Raw genomic sequence first — 26,464 nt, 5'->3', positions numbered from 1 at the left:
TGGAGATCAACGGTCAGACCGTGATCCGGAGGCTGGTCCTCCGAGGGCCCGCCCCGGTGTCCCGGCGGCGAGGTGTGTTGAACTACTGCCTTTTCCCCGGCAGTGCAAGGCCCGCCGATGCGAGAAATGTGAGCCGGCCCACGGTCCTGTGGAAAGCTGCACCGTCGGTGGCGGGCTCCGAGCCGGTCGAGCCTTGACGCGCCAAGGGCTTGCGCGTGCGTCGTCCACAGGCGCCGGACAGGGAAGGGGAGGGGCGCGTCCGTTCCGGCATGCGGAGGGCGCCAGCGGGCAGGGGCGAGCCCAAGGGCCCTCAGGCGCGGGCGCGCAGGGCGCGCTGGCGCAGCTCGATGGGGCGGTCGGGCAAGGAGATGAGGAAGGTGGCGCCGATGGTGCCTTCCAGCAGGCGCAGCTCGCCACCATGGGCGCGCACCAGTTCGTCCGCGATCGGCAGGCCGAGGCCCGTCCCGCCCCGGCGGGCGGAGCCCTGGAAGGCGGCGAACAGCCGGTCGCGCCGCTCCGCAGGAATGCCGGGGCCGGTGTCCGACATCTCGATCTCCACCACCGAGCCGATGCGGCGGGCGCTGATGCGGATCTGGTCGCGCTCCGGCGTGTTGGGCGCGCGGGCCTCCAGCGCCTGCACGGCGTTGCGGGCGATGTTGAGGATCACCCGGAAGAGCTGGTCCGGGTCGGCATCGGCGGCCAGATGCTTCTCCACCGCGCACACCCAGCCGATGGGCGCATCCGGGCCGAGGCCCAGCGTCTCGCGCACCTCGGTGAGCAGGGCGGCGATGTCCACGGGCCGGCGGTCGGGCAAAGGCTCCTGCGCGCGGCCGTAAGACAGTGTCTGCTGGCAATAGGCGATGGCGCGATCCAGCGCCGCCACGAGCTTGGGGGCGAAGCGCTGCACGGCGGGATCGGGAATGTCCACGAGGCGGTCCGACATGAGCTGCGCAGAGGCCAGCAGGTTGCGCAGGTCGTGGTTGATCTTGGAGACCGCGAGGCCAAGGGCGGCCAGATGCGTCTTTTGGGAAAGCGTCTGGGCAAGCTCCGTCTGCATCTCGGCCAGCGCCTCCTCGGCGACACCGATCTCGTCGTCGCGCCCGCTCGGCACGACGATGCGGGAGGCATCCTCGGGCGCCGCCTGGAACTCGGCCATCTGCGCGGTGAGCCGCCGCATGGGCCGCACGAACAGCCAGTGCAGAGAGAAATAGACGAGCACGCCCGCCAGCACCGAGACCACCAGCGAGATGGCGAGCACGGTGGCCGAGAAGCGCAGCATGGCCTTGCGCAGCGGCGTCTCGGGAATGACGATTTCGAGAAATTCGCCGTCGCGGGGCGCATCGCCCACCACGCGCAGCGTACGGCCGTTGCCGGCGGCCAGCGTGTCGAAGGCGTCCACCACCGCGTCCCAGAGCGAGGTGTTGCGCATGTCCACGTGCCGGTCGATGGGCGGCGGCATGTCGGACATGGCGAGCAGGCGGCGCGTCTCCTGCCGCTTCACCACCACCACCTTTGCGCCCACGCTCTGGAGCAGGGCACGGGTGAGATCACCGGGAATGGTGTCTTCCGGCGCGGCATCGAGCACGAGGGCGGCGGTCCGCGCCGCCGCCAGACGGTCCGAGAGCCAGGCGAGCCGGAAGTTCGCCATGGTGGGCACGAAGATGGCGATCTCCGCGATGGTGACGAAGGCGATGGTGAGGGTGAGCAGCTTTGCCGACAGGCCAAAGCGCACCCGCCGCGCGGCAGCGCGGGGAGAGGATGTGCTGGTGTCTGCCTGCGTCATTCTGCTTGTACGCACGCCTGTCGGAGCTTGGATGGCGATCCGGGTCGCGCATAATTGAAGAAGTGGGCGGTTTGGTGGGCGCCCGCCCGAAGCCTGATCCGGATGTCCGTGCCGAGGGCTATTCGTCTTCGCCGAAGCGGTTGGCGACCAGCGCCTCCAGCGCGTTCAGCACATCCTGCGCCTGTTCTCCGGTTGCTGTCACCACGACGCTCGTGCCGGGCGCCGCGGCCAGCATCATCAGGCCCATGATGGAGTTGCCGCCCACCGCCTCGCCATTGCGGCAGACGGTGACGTTGGCATCGAAGCTTTCCACCATCTGCACGAACTTGGCGGAGGCCCGCGCATGCAGGCCGCGCTTGTTGATGATGGGCAGGCGCCGCACCAGGGCGCCTTCGGGCGCGGGCGCGCCGCAGACCACGGCGACGTCCTCGGCCTCATCGAGCGCGGTGGGGGAGGCGTTATTTTCCGGCAAGGACGCGGCTGGCGACATTGATGTATTTCCGCCCGGCTTCCTGCGCCACGTCCACCGCCTCCGAGAGGGGGAGTTCGCCCCGGACCTTGGCGAGCTTGACCAGCATGGGAAGATTGATGCCCGCCACCACTTCCACGTCCGGCGCATTCATCACGGAGATGGCGAGGTTGGAAGGGGTGCCGCCGAACATGTCGGTGAGGATGACCACGCCCTGGCCGCTCTGGACCTTGGCGACGGCCTCGATGATATCGTGTCGGCGCCGTTCCATGTCGTCATCGGGGCCGATGGTGACACTCGCGATCTGGGCCTGCGGCCCCATCACGTGCTCCAGCGCAGAACAGAACTCGGTGGCCAGGCGGCCGTGGGTGACGAGCACGAGACCGATCATGTTGCCTCCGCCTTCACCTCTTTTGAATGGGTGAAGGCCTTCCCGCACAACGGGGCCGTCATATTCAGAGCGGCTCAAAAATTACGCAAGGGGTGCAGCGCACAAAAGCATCATGTGTTGCCTGTTTCCCGCGTCGCCAGGGCTGCGGCGAGCAGCAGTGCTGCGTCAGCCCCCGGTGGCACCGGCAAACGCTGGATCTTTATTCCGCAAAGGATTTCCGTGAGATCGGCGGCGTCGGGCAGGCGCGGCGCAAGCTCTGCCGCAAGATCGATCACAATCTTCACCTTCCCGCAAAAAAGATGGGGAACCTGCCGGATGCCCAGATGCCGGACCTCGATCAGCCCGGCGAGCGCTTCCGGTGCCTGCGCCACGAGGTCGGCCCCCTCGGCGCACAGCAGCACCCGGTCGTCCGCCACCAGCCGCGCCTCCGGCAGGGCGCGGGGTGGGTCGAGCATCAGCCGCAGCGCGAGGGTGGACTTGCCGGCGCCCGACGGGCCGCGGATGAGGACGCCGGTTTCGCCCAGGACGACGCAACTGGCGTGAATGCTTGCGCCGGCCGCGCTCATGGCGTCAGCCGTTGGGCAGGCGGACGATGAAGCGGGCGCCAAGCACCTGAGGCTCCTCGCCCGGCGCGCCGGCCTGCGTGCGGTTCTCGGCCCAGATGTGGCCGGCGTGGGCTTCCACGATCTGCTTGGAGATCGAGAGGCCGAGGCCGGAGTTCTGGCCGAAGCCCTGGTGCGGGCGGTCCGTATAGAAGCGCTCGAAGATACGCGAGAGGGCATCGGGTCGGATACCGGGGCCCTCGTCGTCCACGATGATCTCCGCGCCGGTCTTGGTGCGGCGGCAGAGCACCTTCACCGTGCCGCCTTCGGGCGAGAAGGAGCGGGCGTTGGAGACGAGATTGTCCACCACCTGACCCAGCCGCGAGGCATGGCCGGCGATGGTGAAATCGGCCGGCGCGCCGGGCAGGCGTTCAAAGGCGAGGGCAACGCTCACGCCGTCATCCTTGCGCACGTCCTGCGCCATGCCCACCACCATCTCCAGCAACTGCTTGAGATCGACACTGGCGGCCTCCTGCCGCTGAAGCTCGGCATCGAGGCGGCTCGCGTCGGAAATGTCCGAGATCAGGCGGTCGAGCCGCTTCACGTCGTGCTGGATCACCTCCAGCAGGCGGCCGCGGGAGGCGTCGCTCTTGGCGAGCGGCAGGGTCTCCACAGCCGAGCGCAGGGAGGTGAGGGGGTTCTTCAATTCATGCGCCACGTCCGCCGCGAAGCTCTCGATGGCCTCGATGCGGTTGTAGAGCGAACTGGTCATGTCACGCAGGGCGCCGGACAAATGGCCGATCTCGTCGGCGCGGCTGGTGAAGTCGGGGATTTCCACGCGCGTCTTGATGCGCCGGCGCACCCGCTCGGCGGCGTCGGCCAGCTTGCGCACCGGATCGGCGATGGTACCGGCGAGCAGGATCGACAGCAGAACCATGACGGCGGCGGCGACGAGGAAGACGCGCACGATGACGAAGCGCTCGGCCTCCACCGCCTCGTCGATCTCGCCGCCCTGGGTGGAGAGCAGCAGCACCCCCAGAATGGCGCGGAAGCGCTGGATCGGCACCGCCACGGAGACGACCACGCGGCCGCGATCATCCACCCGGACGGCGCTGGCCTTCTGGCCGAGGGCGGCGGAAGCGACTTCGGGATACTCCTTGCCGCTCTGGGGGCCGAGTTCCTTGTAGAGGGGCAGGTCGCCCCGGCCGAGCCAGGATTGCGCGCCGCGCCACGCCCGTTCCAGCAGGCCGGGCGGCGGCTGGGTGGGCGGGGGCAGATCAAAGCGCAGGATCTCGCCCTTGGAATAGAGCGAGCGGGAATCCAGCAGCATGATCCCGTCCCGGTCGTAGATGCGGGCACGGGTGCGGGTCGGGCCTACGAGACGGCGCAGCACCGGGGCGACGCGCTCGGGATTGATGGGGAATTCCAGCGGCGCGAAGCCTTCTTCCGAGGGGCCGTAGCTCTCGCCGGCCTGAAGCTCCAGAAGGCGCTCGGGATCGATGGTGATGGCGTTGGTCTCGACCTGCGCCGAGGCGGCGATGGCGCCGGCGATGATCTCGCCCTGCACCAGCAGGCTCTGCACGCGGGCATCGATGAGGCCGGCGCGGAATTCGGACAGATAGAGGATGCCGGAGACGAGCGCGCAAAGACCCGCCAGATTGAGCAGGACGATACGCTTGGTCAGGCTGGAGAAGCTCTTGAAGACCACGAACCGGCGCACACGCCGGAGGGTCGCAAGAATCCCGAGCCCCCGTTTCGGGGGGGCTTCGGGTCCTCGACCTGAGATCGGATCTGCGGCGTCGGTCATGGGAATGGGCGCCCCGCGCCCGCCCTCAGCTTTCCTTGAAGCGATAGCCGACGCCGTACAGCGTCTCGATCATGTCGAAATTGTCGTCGGCGGATTTGAACTTCTTGCGCAGGCGCTTGATGTGGCTGTCGATGGTGCGGTCGTCCACATAGACCTGGTCGTCATAGGCCGCGTCCATGAGGGCGTTGCGGCTCTTCACGACGCCGGGGCGCTGGGCGAGCGCCTGGAGGATGAGGAATTCGGTGACGGTGAGCGTCACCGGCTCGCCCTTCCAGGTGCAGGTGTGGCGCTCGGGGTCCATGCGCAGCAGGCCGCGCTCCAGAACCTTGGCGCTGTCCACTTCGCGCGGGGCAGTGCCGTCCTTGGCGCCCACGCGGCGGAGCACCGCCTTCACGCGCTCCACCAGCAGGCGCTGGGAGAAGGGCTTCTTGATGAAATCGTCGGCGCCCATCTTCAGGCCGAACAGCTCGTCGATTTCCTCATCCTTGGAGGTGAGGAAGATCACCGGCATGTCGGTCTTCTGGCGCAGGCGGCGGAGCAGCTCCATGCCGTCCATGCGGGGCATCTTGATGTCGAGGATCGCGAGATCGGGCGGGTTGGTCTTGAACCCGTCCAGCGCCGAAGCCCCATCGGTATAAGTGTCGATACGATAGCCTTCCGCTTCCAGCGCGATGGAGACGGAGGTCAGGATGTTGCGATCGTCATCGACGAGGGCGATTGTGGGCATGACACCTCTTTCAAGCGTCGGGGTCGGTCAAGATCACGTCTTCGTGCCGAAGAAGCCGGTTCGCGTGGCCGAAATGTGACACCGCGCTTTATTCTGCACGGAAAATAGACGGAAACGCTTGAGTCGCCAAATCTCGGTTGCCAAAGCCGCGCGTTTTCCAACGGCGGTGCGGGGATAAGTCTCCCGGCGCGCGGATGCGTCAGCTTGAATTGCTCCAATCGCACGCCGAGCCTCTCACGCTGTCGGGGCGATGGCTTTACGGTCCCGCGCGTCGTTGCAGCCGCTTCGGGAGGAGACCATGGGCGAGGCCATAACGCGGGCGAGCGAGGTGATCCGTCGCCTGATGCGCGAGGCGCGCTTCGGCGCGCTGGCGACGCTGGAGGAGACTGGCGCGCCCTATGCTTCCCTCGTCGCGGTGGCCCCCGACGAGACCGGCGCGCCGGGCCTTCTCATCTCGCGTCTCGCCCGCCACACCCAGAACCTTGCCCGCGACTCCCGCGCCTCGCTTCTGCTGGCCGCGAGCGGCGCCGATCCGCTGGATTCCCCCCGCGCCAGCCTGCTCGGCCGTGTGGTGCCGGCGGCGGAGGGAAGCGACATTCGGGCGCGCTATCTCGCCCGTCATCCCAACGCCGCCCAATATGCGGACTTCACCGACTTCGGTTTCTTCACGCTGGAACTGGCCGAAGCCCATCTGGTGGAGGGCTTCGGCCGCATCGTCACGCTCCCGGCCAAGGGCCTTCTCACCGACTGGACCGGCGCGGACGAGGTGCGCGAGAGCGTTGAGGGCGTGGTCTCGCACATGAACGAGGATCATGCAGATGCCATTGCCCTCTATGCGACGCGCCTGCTCGGTGAGCCGGAGCGCGAGGGCGTCGCGTGGCGCATGATCGGGCTCGATCCGGATGGATGCGAACTGGCCGGTGGTGATGTGGTGCGGCGTCTCGACTTTCCGCAGCGCGTGACGGGACGTGGTGCGGTGCGGCAAGTCCTTGTGCAGCTTGTAACGCAGGCGCGAGAGAAAATGCCCTGAAAATTCAAACGATTTGAACGCATTTAAAAGAATAGACAGTCTCCCTGTCCGTATTTCATCCTGCTGCTCCCCTTCGGGAATTCGGCGCAGGCGCGTCGCGTTACGTCGCGCGCAACAGGAGATGTTCCGTGATCGAGACAGGACTTCGCAACAGCTCTCAGGGCATCGAGACCTTCGGCCTCCGGAACCTCGCGGGGGTTCACTGGAACCTCACCGAACCCCAGCTCTACGAGCACGCCATCGCCAAGGGCGAGGCGCGCCTCGCGGCTGGCGGTGCGCTCGCGGCCAATACGGGCGTCCATACCGGGCGCAGCCCCAAGGACAAGTTCGTGGTGCGCGATGCGACCACCGAGGGCGAGGTCTGGTGGGACAACAACGGCTCGATCACGCCTGAGCAGTTCGAGACGCTCTATCAGGACTTTCTTGCCGCCGCCGAGGGCAAGACACTGTTCGCGCAGGATCTTTATGGCGGTGCCGACCCGGCCCACCGCATCGCGGCCCGCGTCTATACGGAATATGCGTGGCACTCGCTCTTCATCCGCACCATGCTGCGGCGGCCGGCCCGCGAGGAACTGCCGGGCTATGTCCCCGAGCTGACCATCATCGACCTGCCGAGCTTCAAGGCCGATCCGGCCCGCCACGGGGTCCGCAGCGACACCATCATCGCGGTGAACTTCACCCGCCGCATCGTGCTGATCGGCAGTTCGTCCTATGCGGGCGAGATGAAGAAGTCGGTCTTCACCTTCCTCAACTATCTCCTGCCGGCCAAGGGTGTCATGCCCATGCACTGCTCGGCCAATGCGGGCAAGGACGGCGACGTGGCGCTGTTCTTCGGCCTGTCCGGCACCGGCAAGACGACGCTCTCCGCCGACCCCGCCCGCACGCTGCTGGGCGATGACGAGCATGGCTGGAGCAACACCGGCGTCTTCAATTTCGAGGGCGGCTGCTATGCCAAGACCATCCGCCTCTCCAAGGAAGCTGAGCCCGAAATCTTCGCCGCCTCGGACCGCTTCGGCACCATTCTGGAGAACGTGATCCTCCATGAGGACACCCGCGTGCCGGACTTCGACGACGGCAGCCTGACCGAAAACACGCGCTCGGCCTATCCGCTCGATTTCATCCCGAACGCCAGTCCCACCGGGCGGGCCGGCGTGCCGAAGAACATCATCATGCTCACGGCCGATGCCTTCGGCGTGATGCCGCCTATCGCCCGCCTCACGCCGGCGCAGGCCATGTATCACTTCCTCTCCGGCTACACGGCCAAGGTCGCCGGCACGGAGAAGGGGGTGAAGGATCCCGAGGCGACGTTCTCCACCTGCTTCGGCGCGCCCTTCATGCCGCGCCATCCGTCCGTCTATGGCAATCTGCTGCGCGATCTTATCGCGAAATATCAGGTGGACTGCTGGCTGGTGAACACCGGCTGGACCGGCGGCAAATATGGCGTCGGCCGGCGCATGCCCATCAAGGTCACGCGCACCCTGCTCACCGCGGCGCTGGATGGCTCGCTGAAGGACGCCGCCTTCCGGACCGATCCCTATTTCGGCTTTTCCGTTCCCTCATCGGTTCCGGGCATCGAGCCGCACATCCTCTATCCGTCCAAGACCTGGGCGGACAAAGCCGACTTCGACGCCACTGCCCGCAAGCTCGTCGCCATGTTCCGGGACAATTTCGCGAAGTTCGAGGGGCATGTGGATGCGGCGGTGCGCGATGCCCAGCCGCAGGTGCGGATCGCCGCCGAGTGATCGTTTGACCCAGCGGTAGCGGGAACCCGCCAAAGCTCCGCTTCGTTGGGGACGTGCCGCGACGCTCACGCTCGCGCCCGTCCCCAGCGAGGTCTCATGAGCGCTTCCTCTCCCGCCGCCGATGTTGCCCTGTCTCCCCGCACGGTCGGCGCCTCCGTGGCGGCGCTGGCCGGGCTCAATTTCTTCCTGGCGGACGTGCGGGACGGGCTCGGCCCCTTCCTCGGCGTGTTCCTCGTGGAGCAGGGCTGGAAGGCCGACTCCATCGGGCTCGTGATGATGGTCGGTGGTCTTGCCGGCATGGTGGCCACGACGCCGCTGGGCATGCTGGCGGACGCGGTGCGCTCCAAGCGCGCGGTGGTCGCGGTCTCTGCCGTGCTGGTGGTCGTCGCGACGCTGGCGCTGCTGCTCTATCCCTCCGGCCCCGTGGTGACGCTGGCGCAGATCGCCACCGGCCTCACCGGCGCGGCCATCGGGCCGGCGATTGCGGGCCTCACCCTCGGTCTCGTGGGGCAGGCGGGCCTCGCCGCCCAGCTTGGCCGCAACGAAGCCTGGAACCATGCCGGCAATTTCGCCGCCGCCGGTCTCGCGGGTCTGTTCGGCTATTTCTATGGGCTCACCGCCGTCTTCGTGCTGATGAGCCTCATGGCCGTGGGCTCGCTGGCGATGCTGGCGCGCATCCGTCCGCAGGACATCGACCATGACGTGGCGCGCGGGCTGGAGGCGGTGCCGGAAGGGGCGGTCCATCCCGAGCCGCCGAGCCTCACCGTGCTGCTGCGCTCGGTGCCGCTGCGGGTGCTGGCGGTGACGCTGCTGCTTTTCCATCTGGGCAATGCCGCCATGCTGCCGCTGCTCAGCCAGCAGGTGGCGAGTGCCGGCAGCTTCGATCCGGCCGCTTATGCCGCTGGCACGGTGCTCATCGCCCAGCTCACCATGGTGCCCATGGCGCTCTTGGCTTCCCGCCTCGCGCAGACGCGCGGCTACGGGCTGGTGATGGTGCTGGCGCTGGTGGCCCTGCCGCTGCGCGGCCTTGTGGCGGGCTTCTTTGACCACCCGCTGACGGTGCTGCCCGTGCAGATCCTGGATGGCGTGGGCGCCGGCTTGCTGGGCGTGGCGACGCCCGGCATCGTTGCCCGCATCCTGCGGGGCACCGGGCATGTGAATGCGGGGCTCGGGGCGGTGATGACGGTGCAGGGGATCGGGGCCGCCCTCAGCCCCGGCGTCGCCGGGCTGGTGGCGGCGCGCCTCGGCTATGCGCCAGCGTTTCTGTCGCTGGGCGGGTTTGCGCTGCTGGCGCTGGCCCTGTGGCTCGTCGCCTTGCCGCGCACGGCGTCCGCCATGAACGGCGGCGAGAGCCTCAGGTGAGGCCGCCCGGCGCGGCGCGCCGCGTCAGCGGGCGTCGCAGCCGGTGGCGAAGTCGGAGGTGACGTAGGTGCCGGGCTCCAGGAACTGGAGCGAGGTCGCGGCAGGGCGGCCCGGAATGCGGCTGCAGGCGGTGTCCGTGGCGGGCATCTTGTCCTCGGCGCGGGCCGTGGTCGAGTAGGCGACCGGGGCATCATAGCGCGCCGTCATCTCGCTCTGGTCCGGTGCTGCCGCCCGTCCGAGATCGCCGAAGATCGAGGCGCTCGCCGCAACCACAAGCGCGCCCAGGACATAAACCTCCAACCGCATGACCCTTCTCCGTCCGGCCCCCCGAAATTCTGAAGATGATGCGAGGCAACACCATTTGCTGCATCGCAGCAATACGGCTGAGCTCATGGCTTTTCGCCGCGCTCTGAACAGGGCGCAGACCTGCGGTTGTTCCCGCGGCGGATTGATCGCGTGCGCCGCAGCGTCGAGGGCACGGGCTCGTGCATTGTCGCAGCACGCTGGAACTGCTAAAAAGCGCGGCATGAACCGCCCCTTCCATGTCGCTCCGCATCTGCCCAGGGCCGCGCTGTGCGCGACCGGGCACTATGCCTGCACGACCATGGACTTTGCCGCCGTGCCGGATCACGTGCGTTTGCCGGGCCGTTTCTTCGGGCGCTTCACCACGTCCGCGCTGGCCCGACTCGGTCGCTGACACCCTTTCTTCCGTCATCATCGTCGCATCGAATGACCCGGCGCGTGCGCTTGGGTTCATGCTCCTTAGGACATCGTCATGAACGCCCCCACCAGCGGCCCCAAGACCCTCTACGACAAGATCTTCGACGACCACGTCGTCTCCCGGCAGGAGGACGGCACCTGCCTGCTCTATATCGACCGCCATCTCGTCCATGAGGTGACGAGCCCGCAGGCCTTCGAGGGCCTGCGCATGGCCGGCCGCAAGGTGCGCGCGCCCTCCAAGACGCTCGCCGTGGTGGACCACAACGTGCCCACCACCGACCGCTCGCACGGCATCGACGATCCGGAAAGCGCCACGCAGGTGGAGACGCTGGCGGAGAACACCCGCGAATTCGGCATCGAATATTATAACGAGCGCGATATCCGTCAGGGCATCGTGCACGTGATCGGCCCGGAGCAGGGCTTCACGCTGCCCGGCACCACCATCGTCTGCGGCGACAGCCACACCTCCACCCATGGGGCGTTCGGCGCGCTGGCCCATGGCATCGGCACCTCGGAGGTGGAGCATGTGCTCGCCACCCAGACGCTGATCCAGAAGAAGTCCAAGAACATGCGCGTCACCGTGGACGGCACCCTGCCGGAGGGGGTCGGCGCCAAGGACGTGACGCTCGCCATCATCGGTTCCATCGGCACGGCCGGCGGCACCGGCTACGTGATCGAATATGCCGGCGACGTGATGCGCCAGCTCTCCATGGAAGGCCGCATGACGGTCTGCAACATGTCGATCGAGGGCGGTGCCCGCGCCGGCATGGTGGCCCCGGACGAGAAGGCCTTCGCCTATCTGAAGGACCGTCCCCGCGCGCCGAAGGGCGCCGACTGGGACAAGGCGGTCGCCTATTGGGAGACGCTACGCTCCGACGAAGGCGCCTATTTCGATGCGGAAGTCCGCCTCGACGGCGCCAACCTGCCGCCCATCGTCTCCTGGGGCACTAGCCCGGAGGACGTGGTGTCCGTGGAAGGCCTCGTGCCCGATCCGGAGGCCATCGAGGATGCGGTGCGTCGGGACGCCAAGAAGCGCGCTCTGGCCTATATGGGCCTCACCGCCGGCACGAAGATTTCCGACATCGCCATCGATCGCGTGTTCATCGGCTCCTGCACCAACGGGCGCATCGAGGACATGCGTCAGGCGGCGCAGATCGTTGCCGGCCACACGGTGAACGCGAATGTGAAGGCCATGGTCGTGCCGGGCTCCGGCCTGGTGAAGGCACAGGCCGAGGCCGAGGGTCTGGACAAGATCTTCCTCGCCGCGGGCTTTGAGTGGCGCGAGCCGGGCTGCTCCATGTGCCTCGCCATGAATGCGGACCGCCTGTCGCCGGAGGAGCGCTGCGCCTCCACCTCGAACCGCAATTTCGAAGGGCGCCAGGGCTTCAAGGGCCGCACCCATCTCGTGTCGCCCGCCATGGCGGCGGCAGCGGCCATCGCTGGCCGTTTCGTCGATGTTCGGACCTGGCCGCGCGGCTGACGACGGAAATAGAAAGGCCGCACGATCAGGTGCGGCCTTTCATGGCGTTCCGAGGCGCGCCGCAGGATGCAGCGTTCGCCTTCCGGCGTTCCGACAGGTTCGGGGCACGGCAGGGTGCGGTGTTACTGAATGGCCGCGAACGTCGTCGCAACGAGGGTGGCATTGGCCTCGTGGGGAGCCAGATACGCGGCGATACCCAGTATCGTCACCAGCGCGCTGGTGACCGCAAGCTTGCGCAGCAGCATGGTCACTCTCCGTAGTCGTCCTGTTATTGCAACGACGTTTTCGCTTCACGGTTCCTTAACCATGTTCGCGTGGCATCAACTTGAGCGAAACTTGGCGAAGCCCGGACCAACTTGGGCGGCGCCGTGGCGGCGGAGTACCGCCGCCGGTCCGGTGCGGGATCATCCCGAAGGAGCAGGTTGAAATGTCCGACGCCCTGAAGTGGCGGACGCTGGAGGCCCCGAGCCTCGCGGAGATGGAGGAACTGGCGGACGAGGTCTTCGCCCGGCTGCCGGAGCCGTTCCGCCGCCTGTGCGCGGGCGTGGTCATCCGGGTCGAGGACTTTCCCACCGACGAGGTGCTGGAGGAGATGGAGGCGGAAAGCCCCTTCGACCTCCTGGGGCTGTTCCAGGGGATCGGCCTCGCGCAGGACGAGGCCGTGGCCCCCACCGGCCGGCTGCCCAACATGATCTTCCTCTACCGCCGCCCCATCCTCGACTACTGGGCGGAGCACGAGGAGACGCTCGGCCATGTGGTGGCCCACGTGCTGGTGCATGAGATCGGTCATCATTTCGGCTTCTCGGACGATGACATGGAGCGCATCGAGGCGGCGGCGGACCTATGACGCGCACCCCTCACTCCCACGCGACCGGCGGGGTGGTCCTCCGCAAACATCCGAATTTATGCCGTATTGCACGCTCTCTAGTCTGGACCGGTTCTAAACAGGCGGGCGGAGGTCAGCGTGCAACCGGTTCAGAGATATCCCAACCTCTTCTGTTTCATTCACTGGGCGACGGTGGCGCTGATCGCCATCATCTACGGCCTCACCTACGTGCGCTTCCTGTTCGAGCGCGGCACGCCGCTGCGGGCGATGGTGTGGTGGCTGCACATTTCGTTCGGGCTGGTGCTGCTCGCCTTCATCGTCGCCCGCGTGGTGGCGCGGCACGCCATGACCATGCCCGGCCCCTCGGCGGCGCTCTCGCCGCTGGTGCACCGGGCCTCGCAGGCCGTGCACGTACTGCTGTATGCGCTGCTGGTGCTGACGCCGGTGGTCGGCGTCTATCTCGCCTTCCTGCGCGGAGATGCGGTGACGCTGTTCGGCCTGTTCACCATTCCCTCTCCGGTGGCGGTGGATCGCACCTTCGCCCGGCAGGTGGTGGAAGTTCACGAGTGGCTGGCGAATGGCCTCGTGGCCGTGGCGCTGGTGCATGGGGCGGCGGCCATCGGCCATCACTTCGTGCTGAAGGACGACGTCCTCACGCGGATGTTGCCGCGGCGCTGAGCCGATCGCGCGGCGTCGCCGGCCTCTCGCTTTTTCGCACGGACGCGCGGGCGCTGCCCCGCGCGTCGGCATCTGGAACAGCCAAGGCAAGGGAGCTGCGTTAGGCCCATGGAAAAGTTCACGACGCTGGAAGGCGTGGCCGCACCGCTGAAGATTGTGAATGTCGATACCGACATGATCATTCCGAAGCAGTATCTGAAGACCATCAAGCGCACGGGCCTCGGAACGGGCCTGTTCTCGGAGATGCGTTACAAGGAGGACGGATCGGACAATCCGGACTTCGTGCTGAACCAGCCGGCCTACCGGAATGCGAAGATCATCGTGGCCGGCGACAATTTCGGCTGCGGCTCCTCGCGCGAGCACGCGCCGTGGGCGCTGCTGGACTTCGGCATCCGCTGCGTGATCTCCACGTCCTTCGCGGACATTTTCTATAACAACTGCTTCAAGAACGGCATCCTGCCGATCGTCGTCTCCAAGGACGACCTCGACAAGCTGTTCGACGATGCCGACCGCGGCGCCAATGCCACGCTCACCATCGATCTCGCGGCGCAGGAGATCCGCGGCCCCGATGGCGGCACGGTGAAGTTCGAGATCGACCCTTTCCGCAAGCGCTGCCTGCTGGAAGGCCTCGACGATATCGGCCTGACGCTCGAGAAGGGCACCCAGATCGACACCTATGAGGGCGAGAAGAAGACCGAACAGCCCTGGCTGTGACCGGCCGGCTTCACCCGCCCACCCCCGCAAGGCGCCTCCCCGGAGGCGCCTTTTTTGTTCCGCAGGGCGCCGCGGGCAAAAAAGTTCCGCTCCGGAAGGCGGAAGTCACTGTTCTGCCTTTGAGATTGGCTTAAACTCGCGAGGTTCCCTTCCGCGCCGTGCGCCCGTACTCCCTCCGGGAGTGGGTGTGCCTTTCCATGCTACCCCTCCAGGAGGATGTGCCCGTGCCGCATGAGACGCCGCTTGTCGCCACCATCGTGGGGGCCATCGTCCTGGCCTTCATCTTGGGTACGCTGGCGCAGCGTCTGCGGGTATCGCCTCTGGTGGGCTATCTGCTCGCCGGCATCCTCGTGGGGCCCTTCACCCCCGGCTTCACCGCCGATCCCGAGCTGGCGATGGAACTGGCCGAGATCGGCGTCATCCTGCTCATGTTCGGTGTCGGCCTGCATTTCTCCCTCGCCGACCTGCTCTCGGTGAAGGCCATCGCCATTCCCGGCGCGGTGGCGCAGATCGCGGTCGCGACCCTGCTCGGCATGGGCCTCGCCCACCTTCTCGGCTGGCCGCTTGGAGGCGGCCTCGTCTTCGGCCTCGCGTTGTCGGTGGCGAGTACCGTGGTGCTGCTGCGCGCCCTGCAGGAGCGGCGCATCCTGGAAAGCGAGCAGGGGCGCATCGCGGTCGGCTGGCTCATCGTCGAAGACCTCGCCATGGTGCTGACGCTGGTGCTGCTGCCGGCGCTCTCCGAGGCGATGGGCGGCAAGCCGGCGGGGGCTTCGCAGGCGGAGCTGCTGTTCGGCACCTCCAGCATCGCCGCGACGCTGGGGCTGACCCTCGCCAAGGTCGCGGCCTTCGTGGTGCTGATGCTGGTGGTGGGCCGTCGCCTCATCCCCTGGCTGCTCGACCGGGTGGCGGGTCTCGGCTCGCGCGAACTCTTCCGCCTTGCGGTCCTCGCCATCGCGCTGGGCGTGGCCTACGGCTCGGCCAAGCTGTTCGACGTCTCGTTCGCGCTCGGCGCCTTCTTCGCCGGCATGGTGCTGAGCGAATCGCCGCTCTCCCATCGCGCCGCCGAGGAGACGCTGCCGCTGCGCGACGCCTTCGCGGTGATGTTCTTCGTCTCCGTGGGCATGCTGGTGGATCCGGCCATCATCCTGCGCAGCCCGATCCCGCTCCTGTGCACGCTGCTGATCGTGCTGGTGGGCAAGTCGCTCGCTTCCTTCGCGCTGGTGCGCATGTTCGGCTACGGGAAGGGGACGGCGCTCACCATCTCGGCCAGCCTCGCGCAGGTGGGCGAGTTCTCCTTCATCCTCGCCGCGCTGGGCGTGGAGCTGGGCCTGCTGCCGCAGGAGGGGCGGGATCTCATCCTCGCCTCCGCCATCATCTCCATTCTCCTCAACCCGTTCTTCTTCCTCGCGCTGGACAAGCTGCGCGGCAAGCTGGTGGTGCAGAAGCCGGAGGACGACGTGGGCATGGGCCCCGCCGCCGCCTTGCCGGCGACGGCCCAGAGCAACCACACCGTTCTTGTCGGCTTCGGGCGGGTGGGGCGCCTCGTGGCGGCCGGGCTCGAGACCGCGGGCACGCCCTTCCTCGTGGTGGAGGACCGGGAGGATGCCATTCACGAGCTGAAGGAGGCGGGCATCGAGGTCGTGCCGGCCAACGCCGCCGCCGCCGAGGCGCTGGTGGCCGCGAACGTGACCGGGGCGCGCCGGCTGATCCTCGCGATTCCCGATGGCTTCGAAGCCGGCCGCGTGCTGCGGCGGGCGCGTGAGCTCAACCCCGAGCTCGACATCATCGCCCGTGCCCATTCGGACGCCGAGGTGGAGAATCTGCGCCAGGGCGGCGCCGGATTCATCATCATGGGCGAGCGCGAGGTGGCGCGCGGCATGCTAGGCCACGTCTTCGGGCTCAATGACGCAGCCCGCGAGGCTTCGCCCGGCAAGGTGGAAGGCGAGCGGACCCAGATCATCACGCCCGAAGGCGTGTTCTTCCCCGTGGATGAGCCGCTGAAGCCCGCCGATACGGCGGATGAAAGCATTCTGCCCGACGTGGGCGAGGTGCTGGCCGGCAAGGGCCGCAGCCCGGAGGAGGCTTCCGAGGCCGCGGCGGAGAAAACCGACAAGCTCATGGCGGGCTGAAGCGGGGCGGGAAGGGTGTTCGGCTGTGTCCGACCGCCGGTTCGCCGTTGACGCGCGGCCCTCCCACCCCTATAAGCCGAGCCCGAACTCGGGCGGCCGTGCCTCCTGGGATACTGTCTTATTCTCCCGTTGAACCGGGAGGCGGCCGAAGGCGAAGTCCGGTGGCCGGGGCAGGCCCGGGAAACAGCCGCTGGAGCCGGTTCGGGAGCGCGTCTCGCGATCCCGGTGACCGTGCTCGACATTTTTGAAATCGGCCGTGCCTCAGGGCGTGGCCCGTCAATCCGGAGACAAGACCCGTGAAGCGCACTTATCAACCGAGCAAGCTCGTGCGCAAGCGTCGGCACGGCTTCCGTGCGCGCATGGCGACCAAGAACGGCCGCAAGATCATCGCTGCGCGCCGCGCCCACGGCCGCAAGCGCCTGTCTGCGTGAGGCGTGCCCGCGGAGCTGGCCGTCGTGGATCGTCTCCGCAAGCGTCGTGACTTCCTGGCAGCGGCCAGGGCAGAGCGTGCGAATGTCCCGTCCTTCCTTCTGCAGGGGCGGGACCGGCACGACGAGGCCGAGCCCCGCCTCGGTTTCACGGTGACCAAGAAAAACGGCAATGCCGTCGTGCGCAATCGCATGCGCCGCCGGCTGCGCGAGGCTGCCCGGCTGGTGATGCCGCAGCTCGGCCGCAGCGGCTTCGATTACGTTCTGGTGGCGCGCGGCCCCTGTCTCGACGCGCCCTTCCAGACGCTGGTGCGCGATATGGAGCGCGCCGTCTCCCGGCTGCATGCCGCGAAAAAAGCCAAGACCCCCACATCCAAGACACCTATCGCCCCCGCCGACGGAGGCCGCCCGGCATGACCGATAACCGCAACATGTTCATCGCCATCGGCTTGTCGTTGGTGATCCTCATCGGGTGGCAGTATTTCATCGCCCTGCCGCAGGCCGAGAAGCAGCGCCAGATCCAGGCGCAGCAGCAGGCCGCGCAGGCGACCCAGACGCCGTCGCCGTCCGCCGAGGCCGCGCAGGGCGGTGGTGCCGCGCCGACCGCGCCCGGCTCCACGGGCGTTGCCGGTTCGCGCGTCATGACCCGCGCCCAGGCGCTGGCCGCGACCCCCCGCGTTGCCATCGAGACCCCGAGCCTGCGCGGTTCCATCTCGCTGCGCGGCGCCCGCGCCGATGACCTGACCCTCAGCCAGTTCCGCGAAACGGTGGACCCCAAGAGCCCGAACATCGTGCTCCTGTCTCCCTCCGGTTCGCCCGAGCCCTTCTATGCGGAGTTCGGCTGGACGGTGGCCCCCGGCGCCAACCTGCCGGTGCCCGGTCCCGATACGCTGTGGACCGCCGAGGCCGGCGCCAAGCTCACCCCCGCCACCCCGCTGGTGCTGACCTGGGACAATGGCCAGGGCCTGCTGTTCCGCCGCACCTTCACTGTCGATGACCGCTACATGTTCACGGTCAAGGACGAGGTGGAGAACAAGGGCGCGGCCGCCGCCACCCTTTATTCCTATGGCCTCGTGTCCCGTCACGGCATGCCGCATACCCAGGGCTATTACATCCTGCACGAGGGCCTCATCGGCGTGATGGGCGACCACGGCCTGCAGGAAGTGACCTATGCCAAGATGGACGACGCCAAGCCGCTCGCCATGAAGGCGACGGGCGGCTGGCTCGGCATCACCGACAAATACTGGGCCGCGACGGTGATTCCGGACCAGAAGGCGCAGGTGGATAGCCGCTTCTCGTCGAGCACGGTCGCCGGCACGCGCACGTTCCAGGCCGATTATCTCGGCAGCGCCCAGAGCATCGCGCCCGGCGCGAGCATCGCCTCGCAGTCGCGCCTGTTCGCCGGCGCCAAGGAAGTGGCGGTGGTGGACGGCTACGAGCGCCAGTACGGCATCGACCGCTTCGACCTGCTCATCGACTGGGGCTGGTTCTACTTCATCACCAAGCCGCTCTTCCTTGTCATCGACTGGATCTACAAGCTCGTCGGCAACTTCGGCGTTGCGATCCTCATCGTGACCGTGCTGCTGAAGGGCATCTTCTTCCCGCTGGCCAACAAGTCCTACGCCTCCATGGCGAAGATGAAGGCCCTGCAGCCGGAGATGATGGCCATCCGCGAGCGCTATGCCGATGACAAGGTGAAGCAGCAGCAGGCCACGATGGAGCTGTACAAGAAGGAGAAGATCAATCCGGTGGCGGGCTGCCTGCCCATCCTGATCCAGATCCCGGTCTTCTTCGCCCTGTACAAGGTGCTGTTCGTCACCATCGAGATGCGGCAGGCGCCGTTCTTCGGCTGGATCCACGACCTCTCCGCGCCCGATCCGACCACCGTCTTCAACCTGTTCGGGCTAATTCCGTGGGACCCGAGCGTGGTGCCCGTGCTCGGCCCCTACCTGATGCTCGGCGCCTGGCCGCTCATCATGGGCGTGACCATGTGGGTGCAGATGAAGCTCAACCCCGCCCCGCCGGACCCGACGCAGGCGATGATCTTCAACTACATGCCCATCATCTTCACCTTCATGCTGGCGCACTTCGCCGCCGGTCTGGTGATCTACTGGGCGTGGAACAACACCCTCTCGGTGCTCCAGCAGGCGGTCATCATGCGCCGCAACGGCGTGAAGATCGAACTGTGGGACAACATCACCCGCACCTTCTCCAAGAAGAAGACCGCCAAGGGCTGATGACCCTGGGTCAAGTCGAATTCGGAAGGGCCGCGCATTGCGCGGCCCTTTTTATTTGGCGCGGGCCTCGAAAATACGCTCTCGCCACATCCAGAGACCACGCCCTGCGTAGAAGAGGCGGGGACGAAACCTCGCGGCGATACTGCCGCTAGGGACGGTTGCTTGGTGGGAATGCGACCAGCGGCGCAGCGGGATCTCTTCCGGCGCCGCGTGGCCTGCTCCCCGTGCCGGCCGATGCCCCGTCGGCGGCACCTTCGGGGAGGTCTGAATGTCCATGTTTCGTCGCACCGCCGGGCGGGCGGCCATCGCTGCCGCCGTTCTGGCGCTTGCCGCGGGCGCCGTGCGCGCGGCGCCCTATGTGCTTGATCCGGCCCGCAGCGCCATCCGCTTCGAGATCGGCGCCGAAGGCTATCCGCTGACCCGCGGCCAGTTCCGCAGGTTCACCTCCAACCTTGCGGTGGATTTCGACCATCCCGCGCGCAGCAAGGTGAGCTTCAAGGTGGAGGCGGCCTCCCTCGACACCGGCCTGCCCATGCTCGACAGCTATGTGCGCAGCGATGCCTTCCTCAATACCGAGCGCTTTCCCGCCGTGAGCTTTGAATCGACGTCGGTGGAGAAGCTCGACGACCACCGGGTGCAGGTGACCGGCACCCTGACGCTGCTCGGCGTCAGCCGCCCCGAGGTGTTCGTGGTGGATGTGGACCAGTCCACGGGCAAGGGCGCGCTCGGCCTCACGGCGCGCGGTCACATCCACCGGTCGGACTTTGGCATGACGGCGGGCCTGCCGCTCATCTCCGACGACGTGGCCATCACCGTCGCGGCGCTGGCGGACACCCAGTGAGGAGCGAACGCCGGCGCTGGAGCCTGCCGCTCCGGCTGCTGCACTGGGCCATGGCGGCGCTCATCCTCGGCCTGCTGGTGCTGGGCTGGGTGATGACCCATGTGCGCACCGACCTCGGCACCACTTTCGCCTGGTATCTGTGGCACAAGTCCTTCGGCTTTGCGGTTCTGGTGCTGGTGGCGGCGCGGATCGCCACTCGCCTCCTGTCGCCCGCGCCCCGCGAGGCAATGCCGCCCGGCTGGCAGCGGCGGGCGGCCCATTTGGCACATGGGCTGCTCTATCTGCTCATGGTCGCCGTGCCGGTGGCGGGCTGGATGATGGCCTCGGCTTCGCCGCTGCATCTGCCCACCCGGCCGTTCAACCTCTTCACCTTGCCGGATCTGGTGGCGCCCAACGCCGCCTTGTTCCGGCAACTGGAGCTGGTGCATGCGACACTCGCCTACGCCCTTCTGGGTCTGGTGGTGCTGCATGTGGCAGCGGCGCTGAAGCATCGCTTCATCGACCGCGACGGTGTTCTGGCCCGCATGGGCTTCTGATCGTCTGCGGCGGCGCCCGGCGGTGCCGCCGCTTGCGTCCGCCGGCCGTGCGGACCATAAGCGGGCATGACCGAGACGCCCGAAGCCGCCGCGCCCGCCGAAGAGCCCGTTGATCCCTTCCTGGAGAAGGGCCGTCTGCTGTTTGCCGGCGAGTGGAAGTTCGTGACCGCCGCCCCCACCGTCGACGTGCTGCCGCCCATGCAGGGCGTGGAGATTGCGCTCGTGGGCCGCTCGAATGTGGGCAAGTCGAGCCTCGTGAATGCGCTCACCGGCCGCACGGCGCTCGCCCGCACCTCGGTGACGCCGGGCCGGACGCAGGAACTCATCTTCTTCCGGTGCGTGCCCGAGATGATGCTCGTGGACATGCCGGGCTATGGTTTTGCCAAGGCGCCGAAGGACAAGGTGGATGCCTGGGTCGCCACCATCCGCGCCTATCTGCGCGGCCGGGTGAACCTTGCCCGCGTCTTCGTCCTCATCGACGCCCGCCACGGCATCAAGCCGGTGGATGCGGAAATCCTCGATCTGCTCGACAAGGCGGCGGTGTCCTACGCCATCGTGCTGACCAAGAGCGATCAGGTGAAGCGGACCGACCTTGAGGCCGTCATCGCCGACACCAAGGACAAGATCCGCCGCCGCCCCGCCGCCTTCCCGGAGGTGTTTCCCACCTCCAGCCATGGCGGCAAGGGCCTTGCGGAACTGCGCGCGGCGATCGCCCGGATCATCGACGAGCGCAGCTGACGCGCGGCGGGATCAGACGCCCGCCGCCCCGCCGTCCGCGCGCGGATCGTGCGCGCCTTCGAGATCGCGCTTGGGCGTATAGATGACCGCGCCTGCATGGCCCATGGTGTCGGAGAATGCCTCCGGCAGCACTTCCAGATCATGGCCGGCCGAGACGAGGGCCCGCACCACATCCTCATCGAAGCGGTTCTCGAGCCTGAGGTTGGTGTGGGTCGAGCCCCAGGTGCGGCCCAGCAGCCAGCGCGGCCGCTCGATGGCCTCGCCCAGCGGCACGCCGTGCAGCACATGGCGGGAGAAGACGGCGGCCTGCGTCTGCGGCTGGCCCTCGCCGCCCATGGTGCCATAGGCCATCACCCGCCCGTCCCGCAGCACCGCCAGCGCCGGGTTGAGCGTGTGGAAGGGCCGCCGGCCGGGCGTGAGCGGGTTCACGGCCCGCTCGTCGAGGCTGAAGCTGGCGCCACGGTTCTGCATGAGGATGCCGGTGTGCGGCAGCACGCAGCCCGAGCCGAACTCGAAGAAGATGGACTGGATGTAGGAGACGACGAGCCCGCTCGCGTCGGCCGCGCCCAGCCAGATGGTGTCACCGCGCTTGGCCGGCTGCGGCCATGGCAGGGCGCGGCGCCTGTCGATCCGGGCCGCATCCGCATCGAGCGCGGCGGGGGTGAGGAAGTGGGCCGGATCGTGCTTCAGATGCTCGAAGTCCCGCACCACCTCGTTGCGCACGAGGAAGGCGCGCTTCGTCGCCTCGACCAGACCGTGGATGAAATCGAAGCTCTCCGCCCGCTTCACGCCGAGGCGGCTGTAGAGGCCGAGGATGAGAAGCGAGGCGAGACCCTGCGTCGGCGGGGGCGCGTTGAAGATGCGGCCCTCGGGCAGATCGACGCTGAGCGGCTCGCGCACCACGGCGCGATAGCGCTCCAGATCGGCGCGGGTGACCGGGCTGCCGATGCGCTCCAGATCCGCCGCCATCTCGTGGGCGACGTCGCCCCGGTAATAATCCTCCAGCCCCGCCCGACCGAGATGCTCCAGCGTGTCGGCGAGCCGCTCCGCCTTCTGGATGTGGCCGACTTCCGGCGGCTTGCCATCCACGAGGAACTGGGCGGAAAAGCCGGGCGCGTCCTTCAACTCGGCGAGTTTGTCGGCGGTGAGCTGCGCCTGCGAGCGGGTGACGGCCACGCCTGCGCGGGCGTGCTGGACGGCGCTCTCCAGCAGCCGGGGGAGGGGCAGGCGCCCGCCGGCGGCGCGGGCCGCCTCCAACGCCAGCCCCCAGCCGCCGACGAGGCCGGGGACGGTGAGCGCGGCGAGCGGGCCGCGCTCGGGAATGGTGTCATAGCCGGCGTCGCGATAGCTCTTGATGGTGGCGCGGGCGCCGGCAAAGCCGCAGGCCTCGATATAGCGCACCCGGCCGTTGGGCTCGCGGATGAGCCAGAAGCCGTCGCCGCCCAGATGGTTCATGTGCGGATAGACCACGGCAATGGCGGCGGCGGTGGCGAGCGCCGCTTCCACCGCATTGCCGCCCTCCGCCAGCACCTGCCGCCCGGCCTCGACGGCGAGGGCATGGGGCGCGGCGACGATGCCGCGCGCGGTGTGGGTGCTTTCGTGGCTCATGGGGCCCTCCGGGGCGGCTGATGCCGTGCGCTTGACCCGCGCGGCTTTGCAGAGCAGTGTCCCGGCCTCTTAATTCAGCTTGCCCCCGACCGGAAGGGTCGGCGCGGCGCAGCGGGCGCAAGGCCCTGACGGAGACGAGAATGGCGCGGACGAATGATGGACTGACGGCACGCGGGCTGGTGAGCGTCATCAGCGCCACCATTCTCGTCGCGGTCCAGGCATTCACGGTGGCGGTGGCCGCCGGGTGGGCGCTCGCCGGCCTGTTCCAGCTCGGCGACATCGGCGAATACGCCTTGATGGCGCTGTTCGGCCTGCTGGCCGTCTATTTCAGCGTCAAGTATGTGCGCAGCGCCGCCCAGGCCGAGGCCAAGCTGCACTATTGACCGCGCCTTTCGAGCGCTGCTGGGGGATCGACCCCATTTGCGCCATGGGAGACGGGCGAAACCTCGATTGACCACGCAAAAGTGATCCCGTAGTTGGGTACGGCGATCGGGCCTGTGGCCCTGCGTGGGAGGCTGAGGATGGTTTCGCGTATCTGCGCCGCAGTGCTGGCGCTCTTTACCGTGCTGGCGGTGTCCGGCCCGCTCGCTGCCGCCGAGGCGCGGCAGAATTTCACCCTCGTCAACAAGACCGGCTACGACATCGAGAAGGTGTTCGTCTCGCCGAGCAAGTCGGACGACTGGGAAGAGGATGTTCTCGGGAAGGACACGCTGGACGACGGCGATTCCTGGGAGATCAAGTTCCACCGCGCCACCAAAACCTGCAAGTGGGACCTGAAGGTCGTCTATTCGGACGATAACTCCAGCGCCATCTGGTACGACATCGACCTGTGCTCGGTGTCGAAGATCACCATTCGCTACAACCGCAAGAGCGACAAGACGACGGCTTCCTTCGACTGAGGACGGCGCGTCGCTGAACCGTTGGAGAGGCGGGCTCTGGCCCGCCTCTTTGCGTTTCAGCCCGGCTGCCAGTGGGTCACCACGTCGGGGAGCGCGGGGCGGGGGCGATCGTCGGGCCGCTCGGCCGGGCTGCCGAGATGGATGAAGCCGGCCACCTGCTCGCCCGCGCGGACGCCCAGCAGGGCCGCGGCCTCTGGGTCCCGGCCGGGCCATTTCAGCAGCCACTGGGCGCCATAGCCCAGCGCCGTCGCGGCGCTGACGAGCGCCATGCCGGCGGCGCCCGCCGATAGGATCTGGTTGAAGACCGGAACCTTGGCGGCAGGGTCCGGCCGGCTCACCAGAACCACCGTGACCGGGGCCCGCAGGAGATAGAGGCGCCACATGTCCGCCTTGCTCTCGGGCAGGTCCGGGTTCTGGCGACGATAGAGCGCATCGAGCAACGCTCCGGCCTGCGCCCGCGCCTCGCCCGACAGGACGATGAAGCGCCACGGCACCAGGCGGCCGTGATCCGGTACGCGGGCGGCCACCGCCAGCAGGCGGTCCAGCTCCGCCGGCGTCGGGCCGGGTTCGACCAGGGAGCGCAGGGGCAGGGAGCGGCGCCGTTCCAGCAGCGCGAGGGCTTCCGGCGCCTCGGCGCGGGGCAGGGCGACACCGGAATGGGTGGGGGCGGCGCCGTGCTGGCGGGCGGCGGGAGTCTCGGCGGGCGCGCGAATGTCCTGTTGGGTCAAGGGCTCGGACATCATGCTACCTCTGGCCTCGGCGGGGCGGCGACGAAAAACATTGCAAGCCTGACCGGTTTTGCTTGTTCCAAAAATGTAAAGCGTCTTTCTGACGGGCCCCTGATCACGTCAGATAAACATTGATGTACCAAATCGGCAGGAATGTGTGTTAGTGTGTGAATATGCCGGTGTGATGGGCGTTTCTGCATTGAACGCACGGAAAATCCGGCCATGTCCATTTAGGCTGTAAGGCGAGAAGCGGGAAGCTGGCTTGAGCGTGTCGAGGGGGACTTATTCAGGTCGTTCCAAGACGGTATCAGTACAAACGACGACAAGTTCAGCAATGGTGGATGGCCCAGGCCAAGATTGGCGACCTGACCTCAACGGAAATACACATGAGCCGTAACCGAGACTTCCGAGAGCCGCGCCGTCGTGGCTTTGATGACGATTATGCCCCGCCCCCGTCGCGGGACCGCGCCTTCGGCGGAGAGCGTGCTTTCCCCTCGCACAGCTCGTTCAGTGCACCGGCTCCGTCGGGTCCGCCCATTGAGGCCACCGTCAAGTGGTTCAACCCCGAGAAGGGCTTCGGCTTCGTCGAGCTGTCCGACGGTTCGGGTGACGTGTTCCTGCACGCCCGCGCCCTCGAGGCCGCCGGCCAGGAAAGCGTGCCTCCCGGCTCGAAGCTGAGCGTCCGCGTCGGCCAGGGCCAGAAGGGCCGTCAGGTCACCGAGGTGCTCGAGGTCGATACCTCGACCGCCGAGGCTGCCCCGCCCCGTCGCGCGCCCGCCGGCCCCGGTGGCTTCGGCGGCGGCGCCCCCCGTTCGGGTGGCCCCCGCGCGGCTTCCGGCCCGACCGAGGAGCGTGTCGGCACCGTGAAGTGGTACAACCCCGAGAAGGGCTTCGGCTTCATCGCCGTTGAGGGCGGCGGCAAGGACGTGTTCGTGCACGTCACCGTCGTGTCCCGCTCCGGCCTTGCCGACCTCAGCGAAGGTCAGCGCGTGGTGGTGCAGGTTGGCCAGGGCCCGAAGGGTCCGGAGGCCCGCGGCATCGAAGTCGCGGACTGACCGGCGCCTTAGCGTTCATGGGCGGCCGCTGCCTTCGGGTGGCGGCCGTTCCCGTTGTTTTCGGGAGTTGGCTGTTTCATGGCTCAAAGTTCTGAGGCGGATCTCGACGGTCTCCTCGATCGACTGAAGAAGGCGCAGAGGGACCTGATTGTCACCGCTGCCAAGGCCGGGACGCTTCCGTCTGACGGCGCGCTCCGCAAGATTTCGGAGCTGGAAGGGGCCATCGCGGCCACCGAGGCCCTGCTTCAGGAAGAACAGCACGCGCCGCAGGCGCGCCGCTGATACCAAGAGATTCCGGCCGCCGTCCGAAGGGGATGGAGCGGCGCCGGAATATCGCCCGCACTCCATGAGTTCGATGAGCGCCTCGCGGGTCCGCGACGGCGCTTTTTGCATTCCGGGGCAGGCCTCCCGCGCGGGGCGATGTTCCGGACGTGCTCCGAGGAGGGGGGGGCGGCAGGGCTCCTGCCAGAGCGGCGCCTGCGGCCCGCAGCGGGGTTTGGGGGCTTTTATCAGGATCGCGCCAGACGTCTCGATCTTGGCTATGACGGGCGATGCGTCGCCTCATCTCGGCGCTCCCGCACGAGCAGAGGTCGCTCACGAATGAAGCGTCTTCTGAGCTCGCTGGTCCTTTCGAGAAGCGGCGGCCCGGGCGTCCGCGCTAGCGGACGATTGGCCCGCACCCGGCGTGGCGCGCTTCCCGCTTCTGCCAATGCCGGCTTCCTCCCGAAGGCTTGGGTGGGCCGGGGAACTTGAAGGCCGGACCCGGCGGCGCTCAGCGAAGGCCCGCTGAAGTGAGGCCTAAGCTGTTTCAGTTCGGGTGACGACGGCTCAGGCAGCAGCTTCCGCCTCGCCGAAACTCCGCGCCTGAAACGTCCTGCGATTTTGCTCGAGGATTTGAGCCGGCCTTTCTCAACGACGTGTCGTCGGAATAGCCGGTCCGCTCGCGACGTGACGGCCAGCGTCGCCACCACCGGACGGCTGCACGTATATCGCG

At 67.7% G+C, this 26,464-nt stretch carries 29 protein-coding genes; 19 read left to right on the top strand and 10 right to left on the bottom strand.

The features are described 5' to 3' along the window. Positions 1-310 precede the first annotated feature (310 nt). The 6 genes from AZC_RS20870 to AZC_RS20845 form a co-directional block, all read right to left on the bottom strand. Positions 311-1,783 carry a sensor histidine kinase gene (locus AZC_RS20870; protein WP_043879669.1) on the bottom strand — a complete coding sequence of 491 codons (1,473 nt, stop codon included), beginning with the start codon at positions 1,781-1,783 and terminating at the stop codon, positions 311-313. Between the two features lie 118 nt (positions 1,784-1,901). After that, complete coding sequence (locus AZC_RS20865) at positions 1,902-2,273, bottom strand: HPr family phosphocarrier protein (protein WP_081434068.1); 372 nt, start codon at positions 2,271-2,273, stop codon at positions 1,902-1,904. After that, the gene (locus AZC_RS20860) at positions 2,242-2,643 is read right to left on the bottom strand and encodes a PTS sugar transporter subunit IIA (protein ID WP_012172588.1); all 402 of its coding nucleotides are present in this window, start codon (positions 2,641-2,643) and stop codon (positions 2,242-2,244) included. Before AZC_RS20860 ends, AZC_RS20865 begins: the two co-directional genes overlap by 32 nt. A gap of 110 nt (positions 2,644-2,753) precedes the next feature. Continuing rightward, complete coding sequence (locus AZC_RS25880) at positions 2,754-3,209, bottom strand: HPr kinase/phosphorylase (protein ID WP_012172587.1); 456 nt, start codon at positions 3,207-3,209, stop codon at positions 2,754-2,756. Positions 3,210-3,213: 4 nt separating this feature from the next. Then, complete coding sequence (locus AZC_RS20850; protein WP_012172586.1) at positions 3,214-4,992, bottom strand: sensor histidine kinase; 1,779 nt, start codon at positions 4,990-4,992, stop codon at positions 3,214-3,216. Positions 4,993-5,017: 25 nt separating this feature from the next. Then, the gene (locus AZC_RS20845) at positions 5,018-5,719 is read right to left on the bottom strand and encodes a response regulator transcription factor (RefSeq protein WP_012172585.1); all 702 of its coding nucleotides are present in this window, start codon (positions 5,717-5,719) and stop codon (positions 5,018-5,020) included. Between the two features lie 298 nt (positions 5,720-6,017). Between AZC_RS20845 and AZC_RS20840 the strand changes: the two genes are divergently transcribed. The 3 genes from AZC_RS20840 (at position 6,018) to AZC_RS20830 (ending at position 9,853) form a co-directional block, all read left to right on the top strand. Further along, positions 6,018-6,749, top strand: coding sequence for a HugZ family protein (locus AZC_RS20840; protein WP_043879668.1), 732 nt, complete (start codon positions 6,018-6,020; stop codon positions 6,747-6,749). Between the two features lie 128 nt (positions 6,750-6,877). Continuing rightward, on the top strand, positions 6,878-8,491 hold the full coding sequence (locus tag AZC_RS20835) for a phosphoenolpyruvate carboxykinase (RefSeq protein WP_012172583.1): 1,614 nt from the start codon (positions 6,878-6,880) through the stop codon (positions 8,489-8,491). A gap of 96 nt (positions 8,492-8,587) precedes the next feature. After that, complete coding sequence (locus AZC_RS20830; RefSeq protein WP_081434067.1) at positions 8,588-9,853, top strand: MFS transporter; 1,266 nt, start codon at positions 8,588-8,590, stop codon at positions 9,851-9,853. Between the two features lie 24 nt (positions 9,854-9,877). On the opposite strand, the gene AZC_RS20825 is transcribed toward AZC_RS20830, so the two are convergent. Then, positions 9,878-10,159, bottom strand: a complete 282-nt coding sequence (locus tag AZC_RS20825) for a hypothetical protein (protein WP_043879667.1) — start codon at positions 10,157-10,159, stop codon at positions 9,878-9,880. A 220-nt stretch (positions 10,160-10,379) separates the two neighbouring features. On the opposite strand from AZC_RS20825, the gene AZC_RS25800 reads away from it, so the two are divergent. Together AZC_RS25800 and leuC are read left to right on the top strand one after the other, a co-directional pair. Beyond that, positions 10,380-10,550: a hypothetical protein gene (locus tag AZC_RS25800; protein WP_158304150.1), complete on the top strand. Its 171-nt coding sequence runs from the start codon at positions 10,380-10,382 to the stop codon at positions 10,548-10,550. A 78-nt stretch (positions 10,551-10,628) separates the two neighbouring features. Then, entirely contained in the window at positions 10,629-12,053 is a 1,425-nt protein-coding gene (gene leuC, locus AZC_RS20820; RefSeq protein WP_012172581.1) for a 3-isopropylmalate dehydratase large subunit, read from the top strand. Positions 12,054-12,175: 122 nt separating this feature from the next. On the opposite strand, the gene AZC_RS26325 is transcribed toward leuC, so the two are convergent. After that, positions 12,176-12,298 (bottom strand): hypothetical protein, encoded by a 123-nt coding sequence (locus tag AZC_RS26325; RefSeq protein ID WP_274532298.1) that lies wholly within the window; start codon positions 12,296-12,298, stop codon positions 12,176-12,178. A 182-nt stretch (positions 12,299-12,480) separates the two neighbouring features. On the opposite strand from AZC_RS26325, the gene AZC_RS20815 reads away from it, so the two are divergent. The 10 genes from AZC_RS20815 (at position 12,481) to yihA (ending at position 21,180) form a co-directional block, all read left to right on the top strand. Next, positions 12,481-12,900 (top strand): metallopeptidase family protein, encoded by a 420-nt coding sequence (locus tag AZC_RS20815; protein ID WP_043879666.1) that lies wholly within the window; start codon positions 12,481-12,483, stop codon positions 12,898-12,900. Positions 12,901-13,017: 117 nt separating this feature from the next. Further along, complete coding sequence (locus AZC_RS20810; protein WP_012172578.1) at positions 13,018-13,557, top strand: cytochrome b; 540 nt, start codon at positions 13,018-13,020, stop codon at positions 13,555-13,557. A 108-nt stretch (positions 13,558-13,665) separates the two neighbouring features. Further along, positions 13,666-14,271: a 3-isopropylmalate dehydratase small subunit gene (leuD, locus tag AZC_RS20805; protein ID WP_012172577.1), complete on the top strand. Its 606-nt coding sequence runs from the start codon at positions 13,666-13,668 to the stop codon at positions 14,269-14,271. A gap of 224 nt (positions 14,272-14,495) precedes the next feature. Beyond that, positions 14,496-16,400 (top strand): YbaL family putative K(+) efflux transporter, encoded by a 1,905-nt coding sequence (gene ybaL, locus AZC_RS20800; protein ID WP_081434157.1) that lies wholly within the window; start codon positions 14,496-14,498, stop codon positions 16,398-16,400. Positions 16,401-16,696: 296 nt separating this feature from the next. Then, positions 16,697-16,831, top strand: coding sequence for a 50S ribosomal protein L34 (rpmH, locus tag AZC_RS20795; RefSeq protein ID WP_012172575.1), 135 nt, complete (start codon positions 16,697-16,699; stop codon positions 16,829-16,831). A gap of 3 nt (positions 16,832-16,834) precedes the next feature. Continuing rightward, the gene (gene rnpA, locus AZC_RS20790; protein WP_012172574.1) at positions 16,835-17,245 is read left to right on the top strand and encodes a ribonuclease P protein component; all 411 of its coding nucleotides are present in this window, start codon (positions 16,835-16,837) and stop codon (positions 17,243-17,245) included. Then, the gene (gene yidC / locus AZC_RS20785; RefSeq protein WP_012172573.1) at positions 17,242-19,065 is read left to right on the top strand and encodes a membrane protein insertase YidC; all 1,824 of its coding nucleotides are present in this window, start codon (positions 17,242-17,244) and stop codon (positions 19,063-19,065) included. Before rnpA ends, yidC begins: the two co-directional genes overlap by 4 nt. A 268-nt stretch (positions 19,066-19,333) precedes the next feature. Further along, positions 19,334-19,906: a YceI family protein gene (locus tag AZC_RS20780; protein WP_012172572.1), complete on the top strand. Its 573-nt coding sequence runs from the start codon at positions 19,334-19,336 to the stop codon at positions 19,904-19,906. Further along, complete coding sequence (locus tag AZC_RS20775; RefSeq protein WP_012172571.1) at positions 19,903-20,442, top strand: cytochrome b; 540 nt, start codon at positions 19,903-19,905, stop codon at positions 20,440-20,442. Before AZC_RS20780 ends, AZC_RS20775 begins: the two co-directional genes overlap by 4 nt. Positions 20,443-20,508: 66 nt before the next feature. Beyond that, entirely contained in the window at positions 20,509-21,180 is a 672-nt protein-coding gene (gene yihA / locus AZC_RS20770; RefSeq protein ID WP_012172570.1) for a ribosome biogenesis GTP-binding protein YihA/YsxC, read from the top strand. A gap of 12 nt (positions 21,181-21,192) precedes the next feature. Here the strand turns inward: yihA and AZC_RS20765 are convergent, their stop codons facing one another. Continuing rightward, positions 21,193-22,788, bottom strand: coding sequence for a gamma-glutamyltransferase family protein (locus AZC_RS20765; RefSeq protein WP_012172569.1), 1,596 nt, complete (start codon positions 22,786-22,788; stop codon positions 21,193-21,195). Between the two features lie 140 nt (positions 22,789-22,928). Between AZC_RS20765 and AZC_RS20760 the strand changes: the two genes are divergently transcribed. Both AZC_RS20760 and AZC_RS20755 read left to right on the top strand, forming a co-directional pair. Further along, complete coding sequence (locus AZC_RS20760) at positions 22,929-23,171, top strand: hypothetical protein (RefSeq protein ID WP_043879665.1); 243 nt, start codon at positions 22,929-22,931, stop codon at positions 23,169-23,171. 138 nt (positions 23,172-23,309) lie between these two features. Beyond that, positions 23,310-23,687 (top strand): hypothetical protein, encoded by a 378-nt coding sequence (locus AZC_RS20755; protein ID WP_043879664.1) that lies wholly within the window; start codon positions 23,310-23,312, stop codon positions 23,685-23,687. 56 nt (positions 23,688-23,743) lie between these two features. On the opposite strand, the gene AZC_RS20750 is transcribed toward AZC_RS20755, so the two are convergent. After that, entirely contained in the window at positions 23,744-24,427 is a 684-nt protein-coding gene (locus AZC_RS20750) for a nitroreductase family protein (RefSeq protein WP_081434156.1), read from the bottom strand. 374 nt (positions 24,428-24,801) lie between these two features. Between AZC_RS20750 and AZC_RS26320 the strand changes: the two genes are divergently transcribed. Further along, entirely contained in the window at positions 24,802-25,470 is a 669-nt protein-coding gene (locus AZC_RS26320) for a cold-shock protein (protein WP_043879663.1), read from the top strand. Positions 25,471-25,548: 78 nt separating this feature from the next. Beyond that, on the top strand, positions 25,549-25,752 hold the full coding sequence (locus tag AZC_RS20740; protein WP_043879662.1) for a hypothetical protein: 204 nt from the start codon (positions 25,549-25,551) through the stop codon (positions 25,750-25,752). The last annotated feature ends 712 nt before the right edge of the window (positions 25,753-26,464 follow it).

Origin of the sequence: Azorhizobium caulinodans ORS 571 (assembly GCF_000010525.1) — a bacterium.
In the GTDB taxonomy this organism is placed as follows: Bacteria; Pseudomonadota; Alphaproteobacteria; order Rhizobiales; family Xanthobacteraceae; genus Azorhizobium; species Azorhizobium caulinodans.
This window is presented reverse-complemented; position numbering and strand designations above follow the sequence as displayed.